General features: G+C 55.9%; 23 protein-coding genes. 17 read left to right on the plus strand and 6 right to left on the minus strand.

Annotated elements, in window-relative coordinates; genetic code table 11:
* Positions 1–29: 29 nt before the first annotated feature.
* The 3 genes from OR573_00720 (at position 30) to OR573_00730 (ending at position 5,321) form a co-directional block, all read left to right on the plus strand.
* Positions 30–1,616, plus strand: coding sequence for a gamma-glutamyltransferase family protein (locus tag OR573_00720; GenBank protein XGA80210.1), 1,587 nt, complete (start codon positions 30–32; stop codon positions 1,614–1,616).
* Between the two features lie 316 nt (positions 1,617–1,932).
* On the plus strand, positions 1,933–3,081 hold the full coding sequence (gene cfa / locus OR573_00725) for a cyclopropane fatty acyl phospholipid synthase (GenBank protein XGA80211.1): 1,149 nt from the start codon (positions 1,933–1,935) through the stop codon (positions 3,079–3,081).
* Between the two features lie 110 nt (positions 3,082–3,191).
* Positions 3,192–5,321: a methyl-accepting chemotaxis protein gene (locus OR573_00730; protein ID XGA80212.1), complete on the plus strand. Its 2,130-nt coding sequence runs from the start codon at positions 3,192–3,194 to the stop codon at positions 5,319–5,321.
* A gap of 114 nt (positions 5,322–5,435) precedes the next feature.
* Here the strand turns inward: OR573_00730 and OR573_00735 are convergent, their stop codons facing one another.
* The 4 genes from OR573_00735 to OR573_00750 form a co-directional block, all read right to left on the minus strand.
* On the minus strand, positions 5,436–6,788 hold the full coding sequence (locus OR573_00735) for a nicotinate phosphoribosyltransferase (protein XGA80213.1): 1,353 nt from the start codon (positions 6,786–6,788) through the stop codon (positions 5,436–5,438).
* A complete protein-coding gene (locus tag OR573_00740; protein XGA80214.1) occupies positions 6,785–7,351 on the minus strand; it encodes an isochorismatase family protein in 567 nt (188 codons plus the stop codon). Before OR573_00740 ends, OR573_00735 begins: the two co-directional genes overlap by 4 nt.
* Positions 7,352–7,667: 316 nt before the next feature.
* Entirely contained in the window at positions 7,668–8,636 is a 969-nt protein-coding gene (locus tag OR573_00745) for an Abi family protein (protein XGA80215.1), read from the minus strand.
* On the minus strand, positions 8,636–8,857 hold the full coding sequence (locus OR573_00750; protein ID XGA80216.1) for a hypothetical protein: 222 nt from the start codon (positions 8,855–8,857) through the stop codon (positions 8,636–8,638). Before OR573_00750 ends, OR573_00745 begins: the two co-directional genes overlap by 1 nt.
* Before the next feature lie 873 nt (positions 8,858–9,730).
* On the opposite strand from OR573_00750, the gene OR573_00755 reads away from it, so the two are divergent.
* Entirely contained in the window at positions 9,731–11,290 is a 1,560-nt protein-coding gene (locus tag OR573_00755; protein XGA80217.1) for an AAA family ATPase, read from the plus strand.
* 190 nt (positions 11,291–11,480) lie between these two features.
* On the opposite strand, the gene OR573_00760 is transcribed toward OR573_00755, so the two are convergent.
* The gene (locus tag OR573_00760) at positions 11,481–12,206 is read right to left on the minus strand and encodes a GntR family transcriptional regulator (GenBank protein ID XGA80218.1); all 726 of its coding nucleotides are present in this window, start codon (positions 12,204–12,206) and stop codon (positions 11,481–11,483) included.
* A 178-nt stretch (positions 12,207–12,384) separates the two neighbouring features.
* Here OR573_00760 and OR573_00765 point away from each other — a divergent pair, with 178 nt between their 5' ends.
* From OR573_00765 to OR573_00775, 3 genes are all read left to right on the plus strand, one after another.
* A complete protein-coding gene (locus tag OR573_00765) occupies positions 12,385–12,669 on the plus strand; it encodes a UxaA family hydrolase (GenBank protein ID XGA80219.1) in 285 nt (94 codons plus the stop codon).
* Between the two features lie 2 nt (positions 12,670–12,671).
* A complete protein-coding gene (locus OR573_00770) occupies positions 12,672–13,841 on the plus strand; it encodes a UxaA family hydrolase (protein XGA80220.1) in 1,170 nt (389 codons plus the stop codon).
* A gap of 119 nt (positions 13,842–13,960) precedes the next feature.
* A complete protein-coding gene (locus OR573_00775) occupies positions 13,961–14,974 on the plus strand; it encodes an Ldh family oxidoreductase (protein XGA80221.1) in 1,014 nt (337 codons plus the stop codon).
* A 12-nt stretch (positions 14,975–14,986) separates the two neighbouring features.
* Here OR573_00775 and OR573_00780 read toward each other — a convergent pair whose 3' ends face one another.
* A complete protein-coding gene (locus tag OR573_00780; GenBank protein ID XGA80222.1) occupies positions 14,987–16,015 on the minus strand; it encodes a LacI family DNA-binding transcriptional regulator in 1,029 nt (342 codons plus the stop codon).
* A 248-nt stretch (positions 16,016–16,263) separates the two neighbouring features.
* Here OR573_00780 and OR573_00785 point away from each other — a divergent pair, with 248 nt between their 5' ends.
* From OR573_00785 to OR573_00830, 10 genes are all read left to right on the plus strand, one after another.
* Positions 16,264–16,491, plus strand: coding sequence for a hypothetical protein (locus OR573_00785; protein ID XGA80223.1), 228 nt, complete (start codon positions 16,264–16,266; stop codon positions 16,489–16,491).
* Between the two features lie 59 nt (positions 16,492–16,550).
* Positions 16,551–17,735 (plus strand): TRAP transporter substrate-binding protein, encoded by a 1,185-nt coding sequence (locus OR573_00790; GenBank protein XGA80224.1) that lies wholly within the window; start codon positions 16,551–16,553, stop codon positions 17,733–17,735.
* Position 17,736: 1 nt separating this feature from the next.
* Positions 17,737–18,270, plus strand: a complete 534-nt coding sequence (locus OR573_00795) for a TRAP transporter small permease (protein ID XGA80225.1) — start codon at positions 17,737–17,739, stop codon at positions 18,268–18,270.
* An 11-nt stretch (positions 18,271–18,281) separates the two neighbouring features.
* Positions 18,282–19,589 carry a TRAP transporter large permease gene (locus tag OR573_00800; GenBank protein XGA80226.1) on the plus strand — a complete coding sequence of 436 codons (1,308 nt, stop codon included), beginning with the start codon at positions 18,282–18,284 and terminating at the stop codon, positions 19,587–19,589.
* Between the two features lie 178 nt (positions 19,590–19,767).
* On the plus strand, positions 19,768–21,081 hold the full coding sequence (gene hisD / locus OR573_00805) for a histidinol dehydrogenase (GenBank protein ID XGA80227.1): 1,314 nt from the start codon (positions 19,768–19,770) through the stop codon (positions 21,079–21,081).
* Between the two features lies 1 nt (position 21,082).
* Positions 21,083–21,844, plus strand: a complete 762-nt coding sequence (locus OR573_00810; protein ID XGA80228.1) for an SDR family oxidoreductase — start codon at positions 21,083–21,085, stop codon at positions 21,842–21,844.
* A gap of 25 nt (positions 21,845–21,869) precedes the next feature.
* Positions 21,870–22,862 (plus strand): alcohol dehydrogenase catalytic domain-containing protein, encoded by a 993-nt coding sequence (locus OR573_00815; protein ID XGA80229.1) that lies wholly within the window; start codon positions 21,870–21,872, stop codon positions 22,860–22,862.
* Positions 22,863–22,982: 120 nt separating this feature from the next.
* Positions 22,983–24,038: a putative sulfate exporter family transporter gene (locus OR573_00820; GenBank protein XGA80230.1), complete on the plus strand. Its 1,056-nt coding sequence runs from the start codon at positions 22,983–22,985 to the stop codon at positions 24,036–24,038.
* A gap of 157 nt (positions 24,039–24,195) precedes the next feature.
* Entirely contained in the window at positions 24,196–25,086 is an 891-nt protein-coding gene (locus tag OR573_00825; GenBank protein ID XGA80231.1) for a sugar nucleotide-binding protein, read from the plus strand.
* Positions 25,083–25,820, plus strand: coding sequence for a lysophospholipid acyltransferase family protein (locus OR573_00830; protein XGA81638.1), 738 nt, complete (start codon positions 25,083–25,085; stop codon positions 25,818–25,820). The genes OR573_00825 and OR573_00830 overlap by 4 nt, the downstream gene beginning before the upstream one ends.
* Position 25,821: the final 1 nt, after the last annotated feature.

The following is a 25,821-nucleotide window of genomic DNA, read 5'->3' on the forward strand; positions in this document are numbered from 1 at the left end:
ACATTTCACTATCAGTTGGACGTATTTTTATGATTCATACCCGACGCAGTTACGGCGGCATGTGTGTAGCCCCTCACCACCTGGCAGCAGAGGCTGGGCGCGATATTCTGAAAGCTGGTGGCAATGCGGTTGAGGCGATGGTGGCTGCTGCGGCCAGCATTGCCGTTGTTTACCCGCATATGAATGCTATTGGGGGGGATGGTTTTTGGCTGATTCACGAACCGGGTAAAGACCCGGTGGCCATTGATGCCTGCGGTGGAGCAGCCAATCTGGCAACACCAGGGTTTTACGCGCAGCATCAGCAGATTCCCGAGCGAGGACCTCTGGCAGCACTCACCATGGCAGGCACCCTCAATGGTTGGGAAAAGGCCCTGGAAGTTGCCAAAGGCTGGGGGGCTTCCATGCCACTAGAGGACCTGCTGGCGGATGCCATTCATCATGCGCGTACGGGCGTTGCGGTCACGCAAAGTCAGCATGCATTAACCGCCAAGCACCAGAAGCGGCTCAGCCAAAGCCCGGGTTTCAAGGAAACCTTCCTGCAAGGCGGTAAACCGCCACCGCAAGGTAGCCGGTTGTGTCAGCCCAGGCTGGCGGCAACCCTGGCGCATTTGGCAAAACGCGGGCTGAGCGACTTCTATCGCGGTGAGCTGGCGGGCAGCATGGCTCACGACCTGACGGAAGCTGGTAGCCCACTGCGTCTGGATGATTTTCATGGTTACCAGGCGCAACGGGTCAAACCCTTACAGGTTGAACTGGCGGAGGCGACGCTTTTTAATCTGCCAGCCCCCACCCAGGGTGTTGCATCCTTGATGATCTTGGCGCTGTTCGAGCGGCTCAAGGTCGCTGAAGGGGAGAGCTATGAGCACCTGCACGGGCTAATTGAAGCGACCAAGCGCGCTTTCATGCTGCGAGATCGTGTCGTGACAGACCCGGAACATTTACCTGTAGCCTTGTCATCACTGCTGGAAAAACATCACCTGGATCAGGAAGCTGAGCAGATTGACATGCAGCGGGCTTTACCCTGGCCGCATGTTCCTGCTGAAGGAGACACCATCTGGATGGGCTGTGTGGATAGCGAAGGGCGCGCCGTCAGTTTTATTCAGAGCATTTACTGGGAATTCGGAAGTGGCGTCGTACTGCCAGAAAGCGGTGTCCTGTGGCAGAACCGTGGTATCAGCTTTTCACTTGACCCTTCTGCATTACGGGCATTGAGTCCGGGCCGAAAGCCATTTCATACCCTTAACCCGGCACTTGCACAGTTCAAGGATGGGCGAACCATGGTTTACGGTACCATGGGCGGTGAAGGTCAGCCACAGACCCAGGCCGCCGTCTTTTCGCGTTATGCCTTTTATAATATGCCGTTGCAAGCGGCTGTCAGTGCACCGCGTTGGCTACTGGGCAGAACCTGGGGAGAAGAAAGCACCAACCTTAAGATGGAGTCACGCTTCGCTGCTGATACGGTCGCCCAGCTGAGCACGGCAGGCCATGATGTCAGTGTGTTACCCGAGGCATACAGCGATACCATGGGACATGCAGGAGGTATCGTACACCACCCTGATGGCCTACTTGAAGGCGCTCATGACCCCCGTAGTGACGGTGGTGCGGCGAGTGTTTGATTGCTCTATTCACCATTGGCGGGCTACCGCCAATGGTGAATATCGCTGGTTACCACTAGTGGCCTATAGCTCTTTCGGTCGGCCATTTCAGGCGGTTAAAGACGTGCTCAACCGTCATGGCACGGGTAAAACAACAACTTTGCATAGCCACTTACTTACAAGAGGCTGGTTTTATTTTTGCTCTTTTCCTACACTTAAAATGTTAATTTCGATATATAAGTAAACTGTATAGTTTACTTATTCGCTTATTCTGATACGACGAGACCTCCTATGAACTCAGTTCTCCCTTCCGGAGAGGACGGTAAGGAGTTATCTAGTGGATAGCAGTACTTGTACCTTTTACGACGAGACATCCACCTCGCAGCGCTTCGTTGCCGAGCTGCTGGCAAAAGCTGATATATGCATCAACGGTGATCGCCCCTGGGATATTCAACTCAATGCCCATGGTGTTATTGATGATGCCTTGGTGCGCGGCAATCTCGGCCTGGGTGAGTCCTACATGAACGGTGACTGGGACGCAGAGCAACTTGATGAGTTCTTCTATCATCTTATGCGTGCCCGGCTTCCTTGCGAGATTAATCCGCGCAAGCTGGCGCTTCATCATCTACGCAGCAGGCTGCTGAATTTGCAGACGCCTGCGCGGGCCTTTGAGGTCGGCGAGGTTCATTATGATCTCGGTAATGACCTTTATGCGGCCATGCTTGATCCGCGTATGACGTACACCTGCGGCTACTGGAAAGAGGCAGATAACCTGGCGGATGCGCAGGAAGCCAAGCTGGATCTGATCTGTCGCAAACTGGAGCTGAAACCCGGTATGCGAGTGCTCGATATAGGCTGCGGCTGGGGCAGTTTCATGGCCTATGCGGCCGAGCATTATGGCGTGGAATGCGTAGGGCTGACGATTTCCCGTGAGCAGGCCAGTTATGGCAAATCCTTGATCGAAAAAGAGTTACCGGTTGAGTTTCGTTTGCAGGACTACCGTAATGAAACCGAGAAGTTTGATCGCGTCGTCAGTCTTGGCATGTTCGAACATGTGGGGCGCAAGAACTACCGAACCTATATGGAAGTCGCCGCACGTTGCCTGAAGGATGAAGGGCTGTTTGTGCTGCACACCATTGGTAAAAACGTGCGTGGCACTCCGCCTGACCCTTGGATTGACAGGTATATCTTTCCTAACGGTGAGCTTCCAGCGCTTAGCCATGTTACCGACGCTGCTGAAAGCCTGTTTGTGGTTGAAGATCTGCACAATTTTGGCGCCGACTACGACAAAACGCTGATGGCTTGGCATGCCAACTTTGAGGCGGCCTGGCCCAGGCTTGCTGAGGCCTACGGTGAGCGCTTTTACCGTATGTGGCGCTACTACCTGCTCAGCTGTGCCGGGGCATTCCGTGCCCGTGATATCCATCTCTGGCAGTTTGTGTTGAGCAAGAGAGGGGTCTTGGGTGGCTATCAGCGGGTCAGTTGATGCACATCAGAGTTTGCTTGAATTTATTTAATAATCTTTAACCATTGAACACTCGGTATGGCACGTGCATGATCCTCTCGGAAGTCTGACCATTTCCAGAGGGTAACATCATGCGCAATAACCAACCTGTCACCCAGCGTGAATACCCACTGACCGACAAACATCTGCTGATTTCACGCACCGATCTCAAGGGGCACATCACCTACGTCAACGATGACTTCATCAGCACCAGCGGCTATGAGCGGGATGAGTTGATCGGTCAGCCACACAACCTGATTCGCCATCCTGATATGCCGGAAGCGGCATATGCCGATTTCTGGGCCACCATTCAGCGTGGAGAAACCTGGCGCGGTCTGGTCAAGAATCGCTGCAAGAACGGTGATCACTACTGGGTAGAAGCCAACGTAACGCCGATCTTGGAAGACGACCAGTGCCAAGGCTATACGTCAGTACGCGTGAAACCCTCAGACGAAGACATCCAGCGCGCCGAGACCTACTACCGCCAGCTGCGCGAAGGCAAGCGTACCTCCTTTACCCTGGATCACGGGGCTATCGTCCGACGCGGTGTGACAGGTTGGCTTTTACGCCTCAACCTGAGAACGGTGCGCGCCAAGCTGGTGATGATGATCCTGGTACCGGTGCTGTTGTTACTGCTTTCCGGCGTTGTCAGTATTTATGGGCTAACGTCTTCCAGCGACAGGATCAGCGAGATCAATACCGTAAGCGTTCAGGATATTGCGGAACTTCAGCGCATCGACCAGTTACTTGCTGATCTGATTATTGATCTTGAACAGCCCGTGCGTAACCCGCGTGCCATGCGCTTATCCGAGATTGAAGCCCTGGCCGATGAAACCACCGCTATGGCAGAGCAGATTGATGCCGCCCGCGAGCGTTTCCTGGCGGGCAAGGCCATTGACGCCAACCCTGAAGGTGACCCTGCACGCTTTGATGACCAATTGACCACCGTGATTGAGCAAGGCATCGAACCCACCATGGCAGCGCTGTTGGACGGTAATGGCTTTGATGCGGATGACGCCTTCAATCAGGTGCTGCGCCCGCAAGCTGACGCGCTCGGCCAGATTACCCGCAGCATGGTCGAAGACAAGCTGGTATTTGCCAACACACTGGCAGAGAAAAGCCTTGAGCAGGAGCGTAACCTGTTGATCACTCAAGGTACCATCCTATTGGCGAGCATTGGGGGGCTGGTGGTGCTCGGCCTGCTGGTGATCCGTGCGATTACCACCCCCTTGCGCCAAGCCACCGATGCCACCCTGCAGATTGCCTCGGGCAACCTGGCGGCGCGCCTGCCCAGAATCACCCGGGATGAGGTGGGTAAGCTTGCGAAAGCGCTTTCGATCATGCACCACAGCCTGACGGCTACCACCCGTACGATCAAAAGCGGCGTTGACGTGGTGGCCCCCGCCAGCGCTTCGATTGCACAAGGTAATGAAGAGCTGTCAGCGCGCACCGAGCAGCAGGCCGCGTCTCTGCAGCAGACCGCATCCAGCATGGAGGAAATGACCGCGACCGTTCAGCAGAACACTGACAACGCACGCCAGGCCAATGGGCTGGCCGGAGAAAATGCCGGCAGCATGGATAAGACCGGCGATCTGATGCAATCCGTGGTGCAGAGTATGGAGCGCATTACCCAAAGCGCTCAGCGTATGAAAGAGATGGTTGATGCGATCGACAACATTGCCTTCCAGACCAATATCCTGGCCTTGAACGCCTCGGTGGAAGCCGCCCGTGCCGGTGAGCAGGGCCGTGGTTTCGCGGTGGTGGCCGAAGAGGTGCGCAGGCTGGCAGGGCGTAGCGGCGAGGCTGCCAAGGAAATTCGCACTCTGATTGCTTCTTCCAGTCAGGATATCGACAGCGGTGCCCAGGAAGTACGCAAGGCCGAAGCGGCGATGAATGAGGCGTTGGACGCCTCGCGCCGGGTCAAGGACATCATGGGCGAGATCAGCGCGGCGTCTGAGCAGCAAAGCGGCGGAATCACTGAAATCAATCAGGCCATCAATGAAATGGATCAGATGACCCAGCAAAATGCGGCCCGGGTTCAGGAGACCGCCCATGCTGCCGTCCAGCTTGAACGTCAGGCGGAGCACCTGGCACTGCAGATGGGTATTTACCGCATGCCGGGGGCTGGGCTGGAAACGCTGCAGGAATCACAACAGCAACAAGGGGCAGCCCTATCGCTTCCAGGCACAGCAAAAGCGGTGCATGACAAGCGAGATTTCTGATCTGGTCACGCCAGCCGTGATGCTGGATCTTGCATGTTTCCATAAAAGCCTCTTTTCAGAGGCTTTTATGGTTTAGGCGCCGTTGATGCAGTTCAGATGTTTGAAACAGCGCACTCAACTTTCTGAACGCAGTCGTTCCAGCTCAGGGCTCAGCCTTACGGAATAACCGCTTTCGCCGTCATCAAGCGCAAGGGCATCGGGCGGCAGCTGTGTCAGTGCCTGGGCAACTCGCTCCTTGGCGCTATCGGCGCGGGCCATCTCGTCTGCGTCGAGCTTGCCTGCCACCACCAGGGGGCGAAGTAAGGGCTCACATCGCTCAGCGCTGTCAGCCAAGGCTTCATCGCGCAGGGCGATAACGTCACCGAGATAGCCGCCGTCCTCCGCGTAGCGGCGGTAGACCTGCTTGGCACAGGGCAGGTTGATTTTACCGGTGGAGTGCTTGACGCGCGGCTGGCCAGCGTAAGCCACCAGCTTGTAGGAAAGGTCAATCACGGGCGCATCCGCCGAAACGCCCATCTGGGTGCCCACGCCAAACGCATCAATGGGGGCGCCGTCTTCCAGCAGGGCGCTGATAGCATGTTCATCAAGACCGCTGCTGGCGATGATACGCACCTTGCTGAGCCCGGCGCTATCCAACAGCTGGCGGGCCTGTTTGGCCAGGTCGCCAAGGTCGCCGGAATCCAGGCGAATGGCCTGCACCCGTATGTCGGGCTCCTCACGCATCAGCTCAATCACCTTGCGGACGCCTTCCAGGGTGTCGTGGGTATCGACCAGCAGGGTGGTGTTCGGGTAATGGCGAGCGAACAATCGGAAGGCCTCGTATTCGTCGTCATGGGCGAGCACATAGCTGTGGGCCATGGTGCCATTGATGGCAAGGCCGTGGCGCAAGCCGCCCAGCACATTGCTGGTGCCCGCCAGCCCGGCGTTGCGGTAGGCCCGCACGCCGCGCACGGCGGCATCGATTCCGTGCATGCGGCGCATGCCGAAATCCACCACCGGGTGGCCCTGGGCGGCCATCACCAGGCGCACGGCCTTGGAGGCGAGCACGGTTTCCAGCTGCACCAGGTTCATCAGCAGGCTTTCCAGCAGCTGGGCATGGGCAATCGGCGCATCGACTTCAAGCAGGGGCTCATTGGGAAACACCGGGGTGCCTTCAGGCAGGGTGTGAATATCTCCTTCAAAGCGCCAGTCGCGTAGCCAGTCCAGAAAGCCCGTCTCGAACAGGCCCGTCTCGGCAAGTTTTGCCAGCGCGGCCTCACTAAAGCGCAGCTCATTCACCAGGGCAGCGGCATGCTGCTGGCCGCAGGCAAGCATGAAGCGCCGCGCCGGTGGCAGTTTGCGAAAGAACAGGCTGAAGGTGGCGCGCTGGTCATAGGCTTCTTTCCAGTACGCCTGGGTCATGGTCAGCTGATAAAGATCAGTGAGCAGGGCCAGTTCGCTGTCGTCGACCATCGGGGAGCCCGTCATGCGCGCACCTCGGCACCGGCGTCGTGAAATGCCTGACGACACTTGGGCACGGCTTGCGGGTCAACGGCGGCACTCAGGGGTTCCAGCAGCAGGGTGGCAAAGCCTTCCTGGCGGGCATCCAGCACGGTGGCGTGAACGCACACATCGAGTGCCAGCCCGCACACGACCACGCTCTTGATGCCTTTTTCCTTGAGATAACCACCCAGGCCGGTGCCATCGAAACCGGAATAGGCATCCGCATCAAAGGCGGTGGCCTTGCTGACGCGAATGGCCTCAGCGGGCAGTTGCAGATCCGGGTGGAAATCGGCACCCGGGGTATCCTGTACGCAGTGTACCGGCCAAGGGCCGCCGCGATGCTCAAAACTCACATGGTCAACCGGGTGCCAATCGCGGGTCGCCACCACCAGCGCACCTGCTGCCCGAGCGGCCTCAATTTCAGCGTTGATACCCGGCACCAGGGCAGCACCACCGGCCACCCCAAGGGCACCGCCTTCACAGAAATCGTTTTGCATGTCGACCACGATTAGCGCAGTCGCCGGTGTGTAGTTAACCTTTATGCTCATCAGGCACCTCCCGAAGGGGTTGTGGGTAAGTTACCAGAGTTTTTAGTCTCGCAGTGTGACGCCTGAGACTCAAGGGTGGCCTTGGAAGGCGTTAGATGATGTGCGCACATTGACGGCTGACCAAGCGAAACGTGATGTCGTCGGGCTGAAAACCAGTGCACCAGAGGCTAATAAGGCCGGGGCATTCTTTTTATGGCTGCAGGCTCTGGGGCAGTTGCAAATTCACTATGAGCGGCTTATTATTTTCAGTAACACGGCCCCCGCCTCTTGGCTCCAACAGGAACCTACGCGGGGGTTCTTATTTTTAGTTTTCGTGTTACCACCAACTACCCCAACCTTTCGGTATGCCCATATCCATAATGGATAATGAACGTTGCGAGTGCTGCTCGGGAAACGACAGTATGTGGTTTGCCAGCCGCTTATGCCACTCGGTATCTGGGCATACGATTTTGACCATGTGACGGCAAATGGCCAGCAGTAGAAACGGCTTGGCGATCAAGTCCTTTTTCCCTATAAAGCTGCAGCACCATGCAATAGTGTCTGTACCTGCCAAACTGGGTTGGTCTGCTACGTTACGGTTCCAGAGGCGGCTATGGTGCGCGCACAGATTGCGTAGATAGTTCAGCGAACGTAGCCATGTCTGGAAAGTGTTCCAGTCGTTAACGCCGTAGCGATTGGCCAGTACCCGTTGATCCTTCACTTTCATCATGGCAAAAAATTGAGACAGTGCGCCGAAGTCCCAGGTCTCTACCGCTACCCATATTGGCAAAGACGGGCCGTGTTTCACTCGATAATGTTTAACGAAGTCTTCCTTTGAGCGACGTTGCAAGCCTCGGCATTTTTCTTCCCATTTCTCAAAGCGTGTTTGGCCACCGCTGAGTTTTTTGCGGATAAAAGATGGGTGTAACTGGTCTGAATCTAGGTGCGCAAACACAGAACGTTTTCCCAGCAGGTGAGCGATATCTACGCGTAGAGCAACTTCAATGCGTTCGAGCGCGTCCATGGCCAGCAGCCGCAACTGCTTGTCGAACAGGTACAGGCGCACCGCATCCACAAACTGGGTGTCTGAGTGAAACTCATCCATCGCTTTTGTGGTTAGCTTGCCGGGTTCACTGCTTTGCACGACCTCGAACTTGCGAAACGGGTACCAGTAAGCGCTGAGGCGGTAGTAGCCTACCCGCTGCAGATAATCCAGAGCGGCGGTCTCGTCGCTGACTACCATGCCTCGGGATTTGAGCAGCGCCAGCTGATCTGGGAACGACGTCCATGGCCTGCTGTAAACCATTAGTTCAGCCCTCCTTCCACTACAGTTCTGGCAACTGGCATTTTCTTATACTGGCAGTAGCCATCCAATAATGCATCAGACGATGGAAACTCGGTCAGCGCCTGCTGCATGCCATCGCCCAGACTGTGCTTGTTATCCTTGGCTTCTATCACCGCTATCGGCTGGTTTTTCTGGAAGCTCAGCAGGTAATCCGCACGGCGCTTTTTACCCCGAGTATGCATCCGCCCCCGCACGATGATGCGCCCAGCGGTAAAGGTAACTTACTCATGTACCTGGGTCTGGATATCCCACCCGCCTGCACCCAGGCAGGGGTAATGAACTAGGTGCAAATATCGCGTTCGCTGATAGCCTTCTTATCCATGGCAGCATCCTGCTTATGCGGCGGAGTGGTAATTCATTACACAAGCTTACGATATTCAACTGATTGAAGCATCCTGTGCTAGGCTGAACTGAAAGGTGAGCGGATTTTGATGGGGTATCGCGATGAGAGGGAAGGCTGGTTTCGACCCAACACTGTCATTCCCGAGTGGGGTAATCGGGAATCCATTTTGACTTTGCCAGGAGAGCCACAAATCCAGGATGGCTTCGCAAAGCAAGCCGCCAACGCGCTACTGGCGAGGGGGGAGCAGGCATCAAACCCAGCTCAACGCCTTTGGAGACGGCGAAGAGGTGAACGACGACCAGAGCCACAAACCGTCAAATGTCAATTATAGAAACCTACTACATTAGCTGATATTGTGACTTAAAAGGCGCCAAGGAAGAGGCCGCATGACGCAAAAATGCCAATCACCCAAACAACACCCAGCCGGCCCGGTTCAGCATGAGCAGGCCGACGTTTTTGTGGGTGAGGGTTGAAGGGGAATAGGTCAAGTGGTGGCTGCTTTCGACCCAAAGCGGCCTAAGCTGGGAAATATAGCAGGCGATAGCCTAATGGTAATTAATAGTCAAAAGGATCATAAGCTTGGGAGAATCTAGTAGGCTGCATTTGCTGGAAAAAAGTGCCGGCACGTTCAATCATCCTAGAGCGCGCCGTCTAATACGCTGTTAACCGAAATACCCTAATGAAGTATCGTTTCAAGCGAACCGGATAGATCATGACTGATAAATATAGAGAAAGCAGCACGGACAAGAAGCTTCGACAATGGTTCGTAAACGATATGAGCAGAGGCCTTCTCCGGCAAATTGATTTAAGAAAAGGGAACTTGAGAGGGCTTGCTCCTTTCAAAATGCAAATAGATTATCCGATCACTGCAATTGCGGGCAGGAATGGAGCTGGAAAATCCACGATACTAGCTATTGCTTGTTGCGCTTATCACAACAAGAGGTCCGGATTTAAGCTTAAGGGACGCAGGAACTCCTATTACACGTTTTCTGATTTCTTTGTGCAACATACTGAGGAAGTCCCACCTCAAGGGATCGAAATTTTCTATCTGCTCGCCCATGACAACTGGAAAAAGTCTAAAACATTGCCAGATGGCAAGGGACTGGCGTATCAAAAGCGTTGGAAAAGAAAAGGTGGAAAATGGAATGACTACGCCACACGAATAAATTCCAATGTTGTGTTTCTTGGGATAGACAGAATTGTTCCCCATAGTGAACGCAGTCAATCCAAGTCATACTCCAAGTCTTTTATGGATTCTGATCCTAAAGGGTGGGAGGGAAAAGTCGCAGATATTGTTGGATATATCCTTGGGAAAAAATATTGCGAGCTTAGGTACCTGGAACATTCCAAGTATGGTCTACCCATCGTAAAATGCGGTGAAAATAAATATTCTGGACTTAATATGGGAGCGGGAGAGAATGCTCTTTTCGAGATATTTCGTATTATATACTCCTGTGAGGATGGGGCATTACTAGTTGTCGATGAAATTGAGTTGGGCTTGCATATAGACGCACAGAGAAAGTTGTTAAGGAAGCTTAAAGAGAGCTGTCTCGAGAGAAGAATTCAGGTGATTTGTACGACCCATTCGAAGGAGATATTCGATAGCCTTCCGCCAGATGCTAGGAAATTTGTTGAGTCTGTACAAAATAAAACCCTTATTACCGAAGGTATTGCACCAGAGTTCGCTATGGCAAAAATGGGTGCAAGCGAAATAAAAGAATTGGATGTAATGCTTGAAGATGGCGTTGCTGCCGAGATTTTTACGTTTGCGCTACCTACAAACCTCCGACAACGTGTTAATCCCATATCGGTAGGTTCAGCTGCAGCACTAAGTAGACAGCTAGCAGCGGCCTACGCACGAAAAGAACCCCGTCCGATTTTGGCAATATTTGATGGTGATCAGCGCAAGCTAGAGAATGATAACGCTGAACATGCAAAGAAGATGGCGGAGTTAACTGACCCAGGTTTCGATGAATGGTTCAAAGGGCGCGTTGCCTACCTTCCAGGTGAAGCTTGGCCAGAAGCTTGGCTTCTCCAAGCAAACGTCGAGTTTATCACTAGCCTTGCTAATATGCTGGGCACGGATGAAGACTGGCTCGCGGAGGTAATTGAGTACGGTCTACAGGCGGGCAAGCATGATGAGTTTCATGAACTTTCTAAACATTTAGGGTTGGAAAAACATCATTGTATTCAGTATTTAATGATGAATATTCGTAACTGTCAGCCTGAAGCTTTCAGTGAAATTGAATCCGCTGTTGAGCGTGCACTCTGATTTTGGTTAACAAGGCCAGGCACGGCGACGCCTTTTACGTTGCGGCTTTGTCCTCACTACCAAGCCACACATGCTGGCGCGCGTTACATCAGAATTGCCTAAAATTCCTGACCGACAGCGGCAACGCCACCGCTTCGGCGCTAGCGGTGATGCCAGCGCCTGTTTGAGTAAGTTAACCCCTTAGCCTATGTTACAGCTCGTTCAGGTAGCAGTGGTGTTGGGTGTTACAGCGTGAAACACGGTATTCAAGGGCTTCGCCTTGCAGGCCTCGGGCAATCCGGCGGACTTCAAGCAGCGGTGAGCCAATCTCTACGCCCAGGTGTTTCTGCTCCTGTTGGCCAGCGGCAACGGCTAGTAAGCGTTCCTCCGCCTTTGCAACACTCTGGCTGAATTTCTGCTGATACAGCTGATAAAGGGTGTTGGGCAATGTCTGTGGTTCATTTTCGAGCGCCGGGAAGCGCGCGGCATCCACCACCAGATCTTCCAGTAATGCCGGTACGTCGTCCAGCACCCTGATGCGTTGGATATGAACAACCACGGTGCCTTCCTCAAGTTCAAGCGCCTGGGCTTCTTCCGCCGTGGCCTGGCGGCATCTGCGCTGCAGCACCCGGGAAACCGGAAGCGAGCGTGAGCCATCAAAGCGCACAAAATGGAAAAACTGAAACAGCGAACGATCACTGTCGTGGGTGGCAACGACGGTGCCTTTCCCCTGATGACGAATAACCACGTGCTCGTTGGCCAGCGCATCAACGGCCTTGCGCAGCGTACCTACGCTGACACCGTATTCCTGTGAGAGGGCAGACTCGCTGGGGATGTAAGTGCCCGGTGGCCAAATGCCCGAGACAATGCGTGATAGCAGGGCTTCCTTGATTTGCTGATACAGCGGGCGGTAGCTGGGTGTCGGCTGGTCGTTCATGTTCTGTTCCGTTCCTTGAAGTGTTGCTAAACAGGGCAGCCACTTCCATCAATGGTTTGCGCTCATAACGATCTTTGCATTAGAGCAATAATAACAAAAAAACATACAGAGGACTTGCTATCATCTATCATATGTCATATATATGAGTTGTGGTTTCACAACGATGAGAGGAGACATCATGAGTATCGACTTCGTAGTGCATGATGCCGACGACAGTGTCGGCGTCGCGGTGGTCGAGGGGATTCAGGCGGGTCAGGAACTGACAGGCTGGGTCATGCAAGGTGATCAGACAATTACGTGCACCGTCAGTGACCCTATCCCGATCGGGCACAAGCTGGCCGTTCGTGATCTGGCAGAAAGCGATGCGGTAATGAAGTACAGCGTCGATATCGGCCGCGCTATCAAGCCGATCAAGAAAGGCGAGCACCTGCACGTCCACAACGTTAAAACCAAGAGGTGGTAAAGATGGAAATCCAAGGTCGCAAATTTCTGGGTTATCGTCGCAAGAACGGGCGTGTCGGTGTTCGCAATCACGTCATCGTGCTGCCGGTAGACGATATTTCCAACGCTGCCGCCGAAGCCGTTGCCAATAACATCAAGGGCACCATGGCGCTGCCGCATGCCTATGGCCGCCTGCAGTTTGGCCCGGATCTTGATCTGCACTTCCGTACCCTGATTGGTATTGGCAGCAACCCCAATGTGGCGGCAGTGATCGTGATTGGCATTGAGCCGGGCTGGACCAACAAGGTGGTTGACGGCATCAAGGCAACCGGCAAGCCTGTTGAAGGCTTCTGGATCGAGCAGAATGGTGATCACAATACTATCTGTGCCGCGTCCAAAAAGGCGCGTGAGTTTGTTCAGTACGCCAGCGAGCAGCAGCGTGAAGAATGCGATATCAACGAGCTGTGGGTCTCGACCAAGTGCGGTGAGTCTGACACGACCTCTGGTCTGGCCTCCTGCCCGACCACAGGTAACGCCTTCGATAAGCTCTATGATGCAGGCTGTACCCTGGTATTCGGCGAAACGTCCGAGCTGACTGGCGGTGAGCACCTGGTAGCAGAACGCTGCGCCACCCCTGAAGTGCGTGAGCAGTTCCAGGCGATGTTCGACAGCTACAGCGACATGATTGATCGCTACAAGACCAGCGATCTGTCCGAGTCACAGCCGACCAAGGGCAACATTGAAGGCGGCTTGACCACTATCGAAGAAAAGGCGCTGGGTAATATCCAGAAGATCGGTAAGCGCTGTATGGTCGACGGGGTGCTGGATAAGGCCGAAACGCCTACCGGCTCGGGCCTGTGGTTCATGGATTCCTCTTCAGCGGCGGCCGAGATGGTCACCCTGTGTGCGGCAGCGGGTTATGTGGTGCATTTCTTCCCGACTGGCCAGGGCAACGTAATCGGTAACCCGATTCTGCCGGTCATCAAGCTGTGTGCCAACCCGCGCACCCTGCGCACCATGAGCGAGCATATTGATGTGGATGTAACGCATCTGCTGCGCCGGGAAATGGATATGGATCAGGCCGGCGATACCCTGCTGGAAATGATGGTGCGTACTGCGAATGGTCGCCTGACAGCGGCTGAAGCGCTGGGCCATCGTGAGTTTGTCATGACGCGTCTTTACGAAAGCGCCTGAGCTAAGCTGGCGCCTTGGCCGATGGCTGGGGTGTCAGCTGAGTAGGCTTCTGTTTTCAGATGTAATCCGCTGTTGGCTGATAGTGTGCATTTTGTTCTTGATAAAATGGAGCTGGCTAGATGAGCGGTAGCATTGAACTTAATATAAGCCATGCGCGTGAGTTGGCAATGGCGGCCATGCATGGCCGCGGCTTTGGTGAGGCTGAAGCGGCGGCGACGGTCGAGGCCTTGCTGGGAGCAGAGCGTGATGGCTTGCCATCCCATGGCCTTTCACGGCTGCCGTTCTATCTGGATCAGGCTGCCAGTGGCAAGGTGGATGCTTCCGCGGTTCCCCAGGTAGAAACTGACGGCGCCGTGGTGCGCGTAGACGCTCGGCATGGTCTGGCGTTTCCGGCGGTGGAGCGCGGCCTTGAGGCCGGCTATCAATGCGTGGCGCAAGCGGGTATAGCGGCGGTGTCCATTGCGCACTCTCATCATTTTGGGGTGGCCGGTGCGCCAGTGGAAGCCGCTGCTCGCCGTGGCTATCTGGCGCTGGCGTTCAGTAATGCGCCGTCTGCCATGGCGCCCTGGGGTGGCAAGCTGCCTCTGTTTGGCACTAACCCGATTGCCTTTGCCTGCCCGCGCCGTGACGGTGACCCGCTGCTGATTGATCTCTCTCTATCCAAGATCGCTCGCGGCAAGGTCATGCTGGCCAAGATCAAGGGCGAGCCAATCCCCGAAGGTTGGGCGCTGGATACCGAAGGGCGTGTTACCACCGACCCGGATGCTGCCATTGCAGGCAGCATGGTGCCCGCTGGCGATGCCAAGGGAGCCGCGCTGGCGCTGATGGTGGAGTTACTGACAGCGGGCCTGACAGGCAGTAATTTTGGCTTCCAGGCAAGCTCATTTTTTGAGGCTGAAGGCGAGCCGCCGGGGATTGCCCAGCTGATGTTACTGATTGACCCGCAGCGTTTTTCTCAAGGCTTTGTTGACCATGCCGAAAGCCTGTTTGCGGCAATGCTCGACCAGCCGGGTGTGCGGATTCCCGGTGAGCGGCGTTTTCAGTTGCGCCGTGAACAGGATGACACGGTCACGCTGTCCACTGATCTGGTGGCGGCCCTTGAACAGCATGCTGCGTTTGCCGGGCAGAGCTAAACAGGGTTCAGGCTAGCCAGCAGGTGGCGCCGGGCCGGTAGATCCGCGCAGCACCAAGGGGGCATCAAGCAGTTGCTGGTGAGGCGGGGTTTCGCCATCAATACGGGCAATCAGTGCATCGGCAACGCCGTGCCCGATATCAATGGCGGGTACGGCCACCGTGGTGAGGGCGGGCGTCATGAAACGTGCCTGCGGCAGGTCATCAAAGCCGGTGACCGACAGCTGCTGGGGGACATTGATGCCGGCCGCCTGAGCCGCCAGCAGTACGCCAAACGCCAGGGTATCGTTGCCGCATAGTATGGCAGTTGGCCTGGGCTGCAGTTGCATCAGGGCATCAAAGGCCTGAAAGCCTTCAGCAATGCCATACTCGACGGTCATGACATGGCTGTCAGGAATCGGGCATCCGGCCTGTTCGGCGGCCTGAAGAAAGCCTTGCAGGCGTGCCCGGGCACGGTCATTGCTGGTGACGGGGGCGCTCAATACCGCTAGGCGGGAATGCCCAAGTGCCAGCAGATGTTCGGCCAGTGCCGTCGCGGGAGCCGTATTATCAAAGCCTATACATGGCCAGTCAGCGTCGTGAATGCCATGCCAGCAGGTCAGAAAAGGCATCTTGCGGCGTTTAAGCGTGGTCAGGACGGCAGGGCGATGGTCATGGCCGATCAGTACCATGCCATCGACGCCTTGTTGAATGAGAGTCCGCAGGGCATCGAATTCGTCATCCAGGTCATAGCGGTAGGTGGCAATCAGCAGACGACAATCATGGTGTTTAAGGCGCTGTTCGAGACTGTTGATGGCAATACTGAAAATCGGGTTATCCAGGGTGGGTACCAAAACGCCAATAGCCCCTATGCGTCGTGAGGCCAGGGCGCGCGCCGTGCCATGGGGAACATAGCCCAGCTTTGCGATGGCAGCCTCGACCCGTGCCTGGAGTGGCTTGCTGACATGCGGTGCCCGGTTAAGCACCCGTGATACGGAGGCTGTGGAAACGCCTGCTTCACGTGCTACATCTGCCAGTAAAGCATTTTGTAGTTTGTTGTTCATAAAGCATTTTTTCCTTTGCTGCGGCTTTTCTGGGATGCTTTACCTTATAGTAAGAATAGGTGAAAATTTTTTCTGGACAATTCATCTATATGAGTCTAACTTGAAGATACAGCTTTGTAAGCGCTTACATAACAATTTGTACTGGATGTGGTGCAAAGATGCTAGTTGCAAAGGTGACCGACAAGGCTGGATAAGAAAATCTGACAGGCAAAAGATAATTACAAGAACAAGCGTTGAGGAGTCAATGTATGTCTGATCCATCTCAAGAACCTTCTGGTAATAAGGGGTTAGGGGTACTCATGTGGGTAGCCTTTGGTCTCTTTGTCGTCTTTTTTCTGAATGTTGCCCTCCAGCGTTTCAGTCCCGGCCTGGTGGAGCTTTCCGCCGCCCAGGAAGCGATGTTGCTCGTGGCGGCCACCGGTGTCTTTATCTCTGCCTGTTTGAAACTGGAAGCCCGACATTCCCATAACGCATGACGTGGCCTGTTAAAGGCTTAACAATAAGTACCTTAACAACAAGTACAAGGAGCACGCTGATGTCTCTGTTCAACCGTTTCGATATGTCCAAGCCCGGTGTTTCTGGTGAGCCCAGCCTGCCAGAGCGCCGTCAGTTCATGTTGGCGGCGGGGCGCTATGGTTTTAGCGCCGCCGTGGTCGCTGCCGTGGGTGGGACGCTGTTCTCAGAACAGGCCCTGGCGCAAACCGCCCAAGAGGAAAGTGAGCTGCAGGCCGCTGCTGAAATGACCATAGTCATGGCAACTGGTTACCGGGTAGGCGCGACCCGTGCGTACCCGATCATGCAGCTGAACTACAAGGAAAACCTGCAGAACTTTACCGGCGGCCGGGTCTATGTGCGGCTGGCACCTGCTGGCGAGCTGGGCGTAGGTGGTGCCCTGATCAGCAAGGTTCAGAACGGCTCAGTAGCGATTGCCCAGCACTCCATGGCCAACCTGGCGGCCTTTGCCCCGGAAGTGGATCTGGTCAATATTCCTTACTGGTGTGGCAATAACCAGCACCTGATTAATCTGGTGACATCGTCTGCCTGGCAGAATGTGGTGCATAACAAGATTGAGGAGCGTGGTTTCAAAGTACTCAACTATATATGTATCGACCCGCGTACCGTGGCGGTTCGCGAGGGGCTACTGGATGGCCCTGCGAGAACGCCGGAAGATATTGAAGGTATCAAGTTCCGGGTTCCCAGCTCGCAGATTCTGCAGAAGGTTTACCGCCTGCTAGGGGCAAACCCGACACCAGTGGCATGGGGCGAAACCTCATCTGCCATGCAGCAGGGCGTGGCAGATGCACTCGATCCGAGTGTTCAGGCACTGCTGGTCTTCGGCTTTACGGATGTCCTGAAGAGTATCTCCACTATCCAGTCCGTCGCTGATGCCCAGGTATATACCTGCAACAAGGAATGGTTCGACTCCCTCTCAGCGCCTATTCAGGATGGCGTGATGCAGGCGGCTGAAACCACCTTCCGTGAAAACCTGGCCAAGGTGCCTGCAGCTCGGGCATACGCTTACAACCAGATGCGTCAGGCGGGTGTCGAGGTATATAACCCGACAGACGACGAAATTGCACAGTGGCGTGACCGCTGTGGCCACCACCTGCCGGATTGGGACGAGACCAAGCTGGAACTGGCGGGGTCAATGGACGTCTTTGAGCAACTACTGGCGGCTACGGAGGAAAGCAATGGCTACTACGTCGACAGCAACAGCTAAGATGTCCAAGTGGCGGGCTTTCCGGTTGCGTTGCGACAAGATCGACCGTAGCGCGGAGCGCTGGCTGCTATTGACCTTTTATGCGCTCATTATCCTGACGATTGCCATTGAAGTCTTCCGGCGCTTTGTCATGAACTACTCCTCGTCCTGGGGCGAGGAGGTTGCCCGCTACGCCTTTATCTATCTGGCCTGGCTGGCGGCGGCGGCCGCCGTCAGGGATCGAGCGCATATCCGTATTGATGTGCTGGTCAATCTGGGTGGCCCCAAGATGAAGCGCCTGGCCTGGTGGCTGGCAGATATTGCCACTCTGGTGCTGGCGGTCTGGGCGTTGTGGCTATCGATTGGTCCTATTCTTACCTCGATCAACTTTGGCTCAATCACACCGGGTTTACGCGTATCGCAGGCTTTCTTCCTGGCAGCAGTCCCCCTTGGCTTTACGCTAGTGGTGTTACGGGTGGTGCAGTCCATGCTGGCGGATGTTCGCCGCATGCGTCGCGGTGACCCCGTTTTTGATGGCCAGAAGCTGTTCGACTGAGGGAATTCGTTATGGAATTTATGACCTACCAACCCGCGGCAGCAGACCTAGGATGGAGCTTTTTTCTGCCCATGCTGGGGCTGGCCGTCATGATTGTGCTGGGTGTACCCATCTGGGTGGCGATTGGGCTGGGGACATTGGCGGCAATGACGTTTACTGAAGCCTTGCCTTTGTCCGTATTTGGCGCGTCGCTTTTTGAAGGCATCAACGCCTTTGCACTGATTGCCGTACCACTCTTTATTCTGACCGGGGATGCCCTGGTGCGCTCGGGTCTTTCGGATAAACTCTTGAACCTGGCGCAAGCCACTGTCGGCAGCTTTCGCAGTGGCTTGGGCAGCTCCACCACCCTGGGGTGTGGTTTCTTCGCGTGTATTTCCGGCTCTGATGCGGCCGGTGCAGCGGCTGTTGGGCGGATGACCATTCCCCGCCTGGTGGAAAGAGGCTATCCGCTGCCCGCTGCCTGTGCGCTGGTGGCAGCAGGTGCCTGTACGGGTATTCTGATTCCGCCTTCGATTGCCTATATCGTGATTGGGCTAGTGCTGGGTATGCCGGTTTCCACGTTATTTCTGGCCGCTATCATCCCCGGTATTCTGGTCATGCTGGCGATCATGCTGACTAACATGGTGCTCAACCGCATGCACGGCTTTGAAAAGGGCCATGAGCGTTTTTCGCTGCGTAATTGGCTAAATGCGGTCTGGGATGCGCGATGGGCGCTGTTTGTTCCCGTGGTGATTCTGGGCGGCATCTATTCAGGTATCTTCACGCCTACGGAAGCGGCATCCGTGGCCGTTGTGGTCGTTGTGTTGGTCGGTTTCAAGCAGGGCACCCTAAGGCTGAGCGATATTCCACGCATGCTGGAATCTTCGGCGCGGGTATGTGGGGTGATTGTTCCCATTATTGCGATTGCGCACCCGCTGGCCCAGATGCTTGCCAGCCTGTCTATTCCACAGACCATGGTAGGCAGCATCACCGGTATTACTGACTCTCCCGTGCTGATTATCCTGATGATGATTGGTGTGCTGGTATTGGCCGGCTGTGTGATGGAAGCCACCCCGAATATTGTCATTCTGGCGCCGCTTTTATTGCCCCTGGCGCAAACGGTCGGCATGGATCAGTTCCATTTTGCGATCCTGATGATTACCACTCTGGGGCTTGGGTTTATAACACCGCCGTTAGGGCTGAACCTGTTCGTGGTGGCGGGGTTAACGCGATGTTCCGTGCTGGCCATCGCACGCTATGCGATTCCCTTTGTGCTGGCCATGCTCTCGGTCGCGCTGCTGGTGGCCTTTGTGCCCTGGCTGTCGCTGTGGTGGCGTTAATATCCCTGATTTTTTCTGAATGAAGTGACTGAAAAAACGGCCGTAACTTGGCGCGAACATAAATTGTAAGCGCTTACAAAAACGCTGAGTGGTTAACCCTGAACGTGCCTTCGAGTCGCAGGCAGCACTCCTGGCACCTTGATGAAACATCAATAAAACAACGGTGAGGAATACAAAAATGGCGATTACCTACTACAAAAAAGCCGAAAAGAATGCATCCACTGGCTACGATCAGACACAGGAAGTGGTTGCCAGGATGCTGGCTGAGATTGAGGCTGAGGGTGAAAGCAAGGCAAAGGAATACTGCCTTAGCCTGGATAACTGGCAGGGCGATATTGTGGTTAGCCGTGAGCAGATCGAAGCGGCCAAGGAGAAGGTGCCTGAGCAGCTAAAAAAAGATATCGAGTTTGCCTACGAGCGCGTTAGCCGCTTTGCCAAGGCCCAGCGAGACAGCATTCAGGAATTTGAAACAGAACTCTCGCCTGGCCTGTTTGCTGGCCAGAAGCTGATCCCCATGGAAACCGCTGGTTGCTATGTGCCGGGCGGGCGCTATGCGCATATCGCCTCCGCCATCATGAGTGTGGCGACTGCCAAGGTCGCGGGCGTCAAGAATGTGGTGGCGTGTTCCGTTCCCCGCGATGAACAGGGCATTCATCCGGCGATTCTGTATGCCATGGACCTGGCCGGAGCCGACACCATTCTGCAGATGGGTGGCGTACAAGGTATTGCCTCCATGGCATTTGGCCTGTTCACCGGTAAGCCAGCCGATATTCTGGTAGGGCCGGGTAACCGTTTTGTTGCCGAAGCCAAGCGCCAGTTATTCGGGCGTTGCGGTATTGATATGTTTGCTGGGCCGACCGAGATCGGCATCATTGCCGATCATAATGCCGACCCTGATATCGTGGCGGCGGATCTGGTGGGGCAGGCCGAGCACGGCCCTGACTCTCCTGTCTGGCTATTCACTACCTCTAAAGAGCTGGCCGACGCGGTGACAGAGCGGATGCCTGGCTTGATCGAGTCGCTCCCGGAAACCCAGCGTAAAGCCGCTGATGTTGCCTGGCGCGATTATGGCGAGATCATCATCTGTGATACCCGCGAAGAAGTGGTGGAGGTCAGCGACCGTTATGCCTCTGAGCATCTGGAATTGCAGGTAGAAGACCTCGATTGGTGGGTTGATCGGCTGACGAGCTATGGCTCCCTGTTTGTCGGGGAAGAAACCACGGTTGCCTTCGGGGATAAATGCTCTGGCACTAACCACATTCTGCCTACCAAGGGCGCTGCGCGTTATACCGGCGGCCTGTCAGCTCAGAAGTTCCTCAAGATTGTCAGTTATCAGCGCCAGAGCCGTGAAGCAACCCGCAGTGTGGCGGCTGCAACGGCGCGCCTGTCGCGCTGTGAAGGGATGGAAGGCCATGCCCGCACCGGTGATGTTCGTCTGGCTAAGTATTACCCGGACGAGACCTTTGATCTGGTGATCAACGAGGAGATCTGATATGCAGCCGGACTTCAGTCTCAAGGGTCAGGTAGCGTTGGTGACCGGCGGCAGCAGCGGGCTGGGTCGCGCCATGGCCGAAGCACTGGCAGCAGCAGGTGCCCAAGTGGTGGTGGCAGCTCGGCGGCGACAGGCGCTTGATGAGAGTGTAACGGCCATTGAAGCACAGGGCGGCCAGGCGGCCGCCCTTGTGGCCGATCTTGCAGCACCCGAGTCTGTTGATGATATTGCCCACCGGGCGGCAGCGCCTTTTGGCGATATCACCATTCTGGTCAATGCGGCGGGTGTCAATTTGCGCCAGCCAGCGGAAGAGGTTGACCTGGCTTCCTGGCAGTTGACGTTACAACTGCATCTGGGCACGCCGTTTTTCCTGTCGCGTGCCCTGGTGCCCGGTATGCGCAAGAAAGGCTATGGGCGGATTATCAATCTGGCCTCTTTGCAGTCGCAGCGGGCCTTCCCTAATAGCGCCCCTTACGGAGCAGGCAAGGGCGGGATCGTACAGCTGACCCGAGCCATGGCGGAAGCGTGGTCTCAGCATGGCATTAATGCCAATGCCATTGCACCGGGCTTTTTTCCAACCGAGCTGACGGCGCCGCTGTTTAACGACCCAACCGCCGCAGGGAACCTGGCGGAGCGCACCGCGATAGGGCGCAATGGCCAAATGGCCGATATTGCGGGGCCGACCGTCTTCCTCGCGTCTCCGGCTGCTGGCTACGTTACCGGACAGACGCTCTATGTCGACGGTGGTTTCACTGCCAAATAATCTCACCTAGTGAGGAGATCGTATCATGCGAGCATTGTATTACGTTGGCCCGGAGCAGGTTGAAATGCGTGAGGCAGAGGAGCTGCCATTGGCGGAGGGCGAATCCCGGGTGCGCATTCAGGCGACGGGAATCTGTGGCTCTGATCTGCATGCCTTTCATGGCCATGATCCGCGCCGCAAACCGCCCTTGATTCTGGGGCATGAGGCAGCGGGTGAAGTGATAGAAGGACCGCTGCTGGGTAAGCGGGTTACCATGAATCCGCTGATTATCTGCGGGCATTGTGATTACTGCATGGAAGGTCGTCAGAACCTGTGCGCCAATCGCACCATGATTGGTATGACCCGCCCCGGCAGCTTTGCCGAAACGCTGACCATTCCCAGTCATTGCCTGATTGAGCTGCCTGATTCCCTGTCTGCTGAAGCAGCAGCGCTTACCGAGCCTGCCGCGACGGCCTTGCACGGTGTCAATCGTCTTGCCGCCTGCCTGCCAAGGCCGCTTTCTGAAGGGCGGGTGCTGGTAATTGGTGGTGGCGCGATTGGCTTGCTGACCGCGCTGATTCTGCGCCACAAGGGGGTGCGTCATCTACAGGTTGCTGAAACCAACCTGCCCAGGCGAAACACTGCAGAAAAAGCCGGATTGACTGCGTTTGATCCGCGCAGTGAGGCGCCAGAGGCCGATGCCTTTGACGCAGTTTTTGATTGCGTTGGTTCAGCACCGACACGCCAAATGGCGGTGCACTGTATACGGCCTGGGGGGGCGATCATGCACCTTGGCTTACAGGATAACGAAGGAAGCCTGGATACTCGCGCGATTACGCTCAAGGAAGTTGCTTTCCTGGGCGCGTATACCTACACATCCGCCGATTTGAGGGCCACCGTTGACCTGTTGGATTCTCAGGCGCTGGGCGAGCTTTCCTGGGTAGAAGTACGCCATCTGGAAGACGGTGATAGCGCCTTTGCTGACCTAGTGGCAGGACGTACACCAGCGGCCAAGGTGATACTCAAGCCTCACGGTTGAACCAGTAACGTGTGAGGTATCACGGATAACCACCCTCTGATGCAGCACTGACCGTCAGGTTGCAAGCCAACCGCGCATCAGGCACATGCATCCGCATGAAAAGATAAGGAGAGCTGGCAGATGAAGCCACCTATATTGACCACACCCAAGGAGGGTTGGTTGGCACGACTGATTCAGCGAACAGGCAATTACCGCAATATTGGCCGGGGCCTTCTGGTGTGCGTCACCATTGCACTGGCGACCACTTTTATTGCGGACCATTACGGCGGCCCGACGCTTCTTTATGCGCTGCTGTTTGGTATGTCGCTGCATTTTTTGAGTGAGGAGGGGGCATGCCGAGAGGGCGTTGAATTTGCCGCGCGTACCGTGCTGCGCCTGGGTGTTGCTTTGTTAGGGGCGCGGATGACGTTCGAGCAGGTGGGGGAGCTGGGGATCGGACCCGTGTTGACGGTGATTGTTTCGGTGGCCTTTGTGATTCTGGCTGGCGCTGTGATGGCAAGGATGCTGGGACTTTCGCGTGACCTTGGGCTGCTAACCGGCGGTGCGGTGGGTATCTGCGGTGCCTCGGCGGCGCTGGCACTTTCGGCGGTGATGCCGCGCGACGAGAACAGTGAGCGCAATACCATTCTTACTGTGGTGGGGGTCACCACGCTATCAACGGTGGCGATGGTGATTTACCCCTTGATTGCCGGTGTGCTGTCATTGGCCAATGCCCAGGCAGGCATCTTTCTGGGCGGTACCATTCACGATGTTGCCCAGGTTGTGGGCGCCGGTTACATGATTTCCGAGGAAACAGGCGATACCTCAACGCTCGTCAAACTGGTGCGGGTGGCCATGCTGGTACCGGCGGTCATGGTGTTTATGTGGTTGTTTCGCGCATCACGCCATGCACAGAGCGGGGCGACTAAAGTGCCCATGCTGCCCAGTTTCCTGGTCGGCTTTGTGGTGCTGGTGGTGATCAACAGCCTGGGGCTGATTCCCGAGGCGGTCAACGAGGGCATGTCGACGCTGTCCCGCTGGTGTCTGGTGACGGCGATTGCCGCCCTGGGTATCAAGACCTCGTTCCAGAAGCTTGCCGTGGTGGGGTGGAAACCGGTGATCCTGATGGTGCTGGAAACCCTGCTTTTACTGGCCATTGTATTGGGTGTGGTGGTGTTTGCAGGATTGGGCACCTAAGCAGGTTGTTGGAGTACTCAGCGCGTTAGCCTTACCCATGCATCATGCTGGTTAGCACACGGCATGTGCCGATTCGTCCGTTAGGGTTTAGAATGGTCAGCCATAGACGAGATCGAATACAGCGTGGTGATCAACACGCCCAAGGGGAGAGGCTTTCGTGAAGCTGCTGATTCTGGATGCGGGACACTGTCTGAGCCTGGCGCTGGCGCGGGAAGCTGGCCGCCGCTCGGATACCGAGTTGGTAATAGAAGCAGGAACGGCGCTGAGTGCCGAGCGGGTGGCGGAAGTGGCGCCAGATGCCGTGATCATACCGCCGTTGGCGCATCCTCTGAACATGGTGCCTGCGGATGTCACCGCCCATGCTGACGCTGTGGATGCCTGCCTTGATGCCTGCAAGGCGCAGCAGACGACGCTGGTATGGTGTGTGTCTGATCAGTTGTATGAGGACGGTTTTGAGGTACCAATTGATGAGCATCTGGTACCGGCACCCAGGGATGAAAGCCTGCGCCGTCTGGTCAAGACTGGAGATCGTATTCGCGCTGAATATGCCCAGCATCTGATTGTGCGCCTGGGGCCGCTGTTTGGGCTGGAAGGCAGCCATGCCTGGCTGAACGAGGTGATTGATAGCCTGATTATCGGGGAGAATGTCAGCGCCGCCGAGGATGTGGTTTTCTGCCCGACCAGTGCCGATGCGGTGGCGCTGGCGCTGGTGGGTATGCTCCAGCAGCTTGCCTGCGGGGTGCAGGCCTGGGGGGCCTATCATCTGGCGGGCACGGAACCGGTCAGTGCCTTCACCTTTACCTCTATGGTGCGCACCCAGCTGAGTACTCACCTGGAAGGGCGCGGTGAAGAGGTGGCGCTTGGCGAAGTACAGGCACAGAAGCACCATCACGACGCCAAATTGCGTCGGGTGTTGAACTGTCGGCGCGTACTGGAAACCTTTGGGGTTCACCAGAAGCCCTGGCGGCTGGAAGTCGGGCGTATGCTGGATGCCTGGTGTCTGATGCGCGATGACGATAATGCCAGCGCGGCGGAGGGCACCGCCTGATGAATGTGCTGCGCAGTGTGATTTTTTACATCGGCTACTTTGGTGCCATGTTATTGATAGGCGTTTTCTGCTTGCCCATCGCGCCTTTCCTGCCGCTTTCAGGGCGCTACCGACTGCTTAATCTCTACAACCACTTTTTGATGGTCTGGTTTCGCGTCGCCTGCGGGGTGCGTTATGAAATTGAAGGGCGTGAAAATCTGCCTAGTGGCCCCTGTGTGATTCAGGCCAACCATCAGTGCGAGTGGGAAACGGTGTTTTTGCAGGTCATGAAGCCGCCGGTATGTACGGTGCTGAAACAGGAGTTACTGCGTTTCCCGATTTTCGGCTGGGCGCTGAGGCTGCTCCATCCGATTGCCCTTGATCGTTCACGGCCTGCCCGTGCCATGAAGCAGGTACTTACTCAAGGGGTCACTCGTCTGCAAGGCGGGCTATCAGTGCTGATTTTCCCTGAAGGAACTCGGGTAGAGCCTGGGGTACGCAAGCGCTATAACAAAAGTGGCAGCGTGATTGCCTGCCGCGCCGGCGTGCCGGTGCTGCCTGTGGCACACAACGCAGGGGAGCGCTGGCCGGGGCGTCACTGGGTTAAGCGCCCTGGGGTTCTGCGGGTACGCATTGGTGCACCGATCACCACAGACGGTAAAACATCCGATAACGTGAACGCCGAAGTGGAAGCCTGGATTGAAACCCAGCTACAGGAAATCTCAGACGTGCCACGTCCGCTGAAAGCGTCCTGAC

Origin of the sequence: Halomonas sp. CH40, from assembly GCA_041875495.1 — a bacterium.
Lineage (GTDB): Bacteria > Pseudomonadota > Gammaproteobacteria > Pseudomonadales > Halomonadaceae > Vreelandella.

What these genes read in the sequence shown, in the direction of transcription:
- OR573_00720 (XGA80210.1), top strand. Translation starts at nt 30, where the DNA reads ATGATTCATACCCGACGCAGTTACGGCGGCATGTGTGTAGCCCCTCAC.
- OR573_00730 (XGA80212.1), top strand. Translation starts at nt 3,192, where the DNA reads ATGCGCAATAACCAACCTGTCACCCAGCGTGAATACCCACTGACCGAC.
- OR573_00735 (XGA80213.1), bottom strand. Translation starts at nt 6,788, where the DNA reads ATGACGGGCTCCCCGATGGTCGACGACAGCGAACTGGCCCTGCTCACT.
- OR573_00740 (XGA80214.1), bottom strand. Translation starts at nt 7,351, where the DNA reads ATGAGCATAAAGGTTAACTACACACCGGCGACTGCGCTAATCGTGGTC.
- OR573_00745 (XGA80215.1), bottom strand. Translation starts at nt 8,636, where the DNA reads ATGGTTTACAGCAGGCCATGGACGTCGTTCCCAGATCAGCTGGCGCTG.
- OR573_00750 (XGA80216.1), bottom strand. Translation starts at nt 8,857, where the DNA reads ATGCATACTCGGGGTAAAAAGCGCCGTGCGGATTACCTGCTGAGCTTC.
- OR573_00755 (XGA80217.1), top strand. Translation starts at nt 9,731, where the DNA reads ATGACTGATAAATATAGAGAAAGCAGCACGGACAAGAAGCTTCGACAA.
- OR573_00760 (XGA80218.1), bottom strand. Translation starts at nt 12,206, where the DNA reads ATGAACGACCAGCCGACACCCAGCTACCGCCCGCTGTATCAGCAAATC.
- OR573_00765 (XGA80219.1), top strand. Translation starts at nt 12,385, where the DNA reads ATGAGTATCGACTTCGTAGTGCATGATGCCGACGACAGTGTCGGCGTC.
- OR573_00770 (XGA80220.1), top strand. Translation starts at nt 12,672, where the DNA reads ATGGAAATCCAAGGTCGCAAATTTCTGGGTTATCGTCGCAAGAACGGG.
- OR573_00775 (XGA80221.1), top strand. Translation starts at nt 13,961, where the DNA reads ATGAGCGGTAGCATTGAACTTAATATAAGCCATGCGCGTGAGTTGGCA.
- OR573_00780 (XGA80222.1), bottom strand. Translation starts at nt 16,015, where the DNA reads ATGAACAACAAACTACAAAATGCTTTACTGGCAGATGTAGCACGTGAA.
- OR573_00785 (XGA80223.1), top strand. Translation starts at nt 16,264, where the DNA reads ATGTCTGATCCATCTCAAGAACCTTCTGGTAATAAGGGGTTAGGGGTA.
- OR573_00790 (XGA80224.1), top strand. Translation starts at nt 16,551, where the DNA reads ATGTCTCTGTTCAACCGTTTCGATATGTCCAAGCCCGGTGTTTCTGGT.
- OR573_00795 (XGA80225.1), top strand. Translation starts at nt 17,737, where the DNA reads ATGTCCAAGTGGCGGGCTTTCCGGTTGCGTTGCGACAAGATCGACCGT.
- OR573_00800 (XGA80226.1), top strand. Translation starts at nt 18,282, where the DNA reads ATGGAATTTATGACCTACCAACCCGCGGCAGCAGACCTAGGATGGAGC.
- hisD (XGA80227.1), top strand. Translation starts at nt 19,768, where the DNA reads ATGGCGATTACCTACTACAAAAAAGCCGAAAAGAATGCATCCACTGGC.
- OR573_00810 (XGA80228.1), top strand. Translation starts at nt 21,083, where the DNA reads ATGCAGCCGGACTTCAGTCTCAAGGGTCAGGTAGCGTTGGTGACCGGC.
- OR573_00815 (XGA80229.1), top strand. Translation starts at nt 21,870, where the DNA reads ATGCGAGCATTGTATTACGTTGGCCCGGAGCAGGTTGAAATGCGTGAG.
- OR573_00820 (XGA80230.1), top strand. Translation starts at nt 22,983, where the DNA reads ATGAAGCCACCTATATTGACCACACCCAAGGAGGGTTGGTTGGCACGA.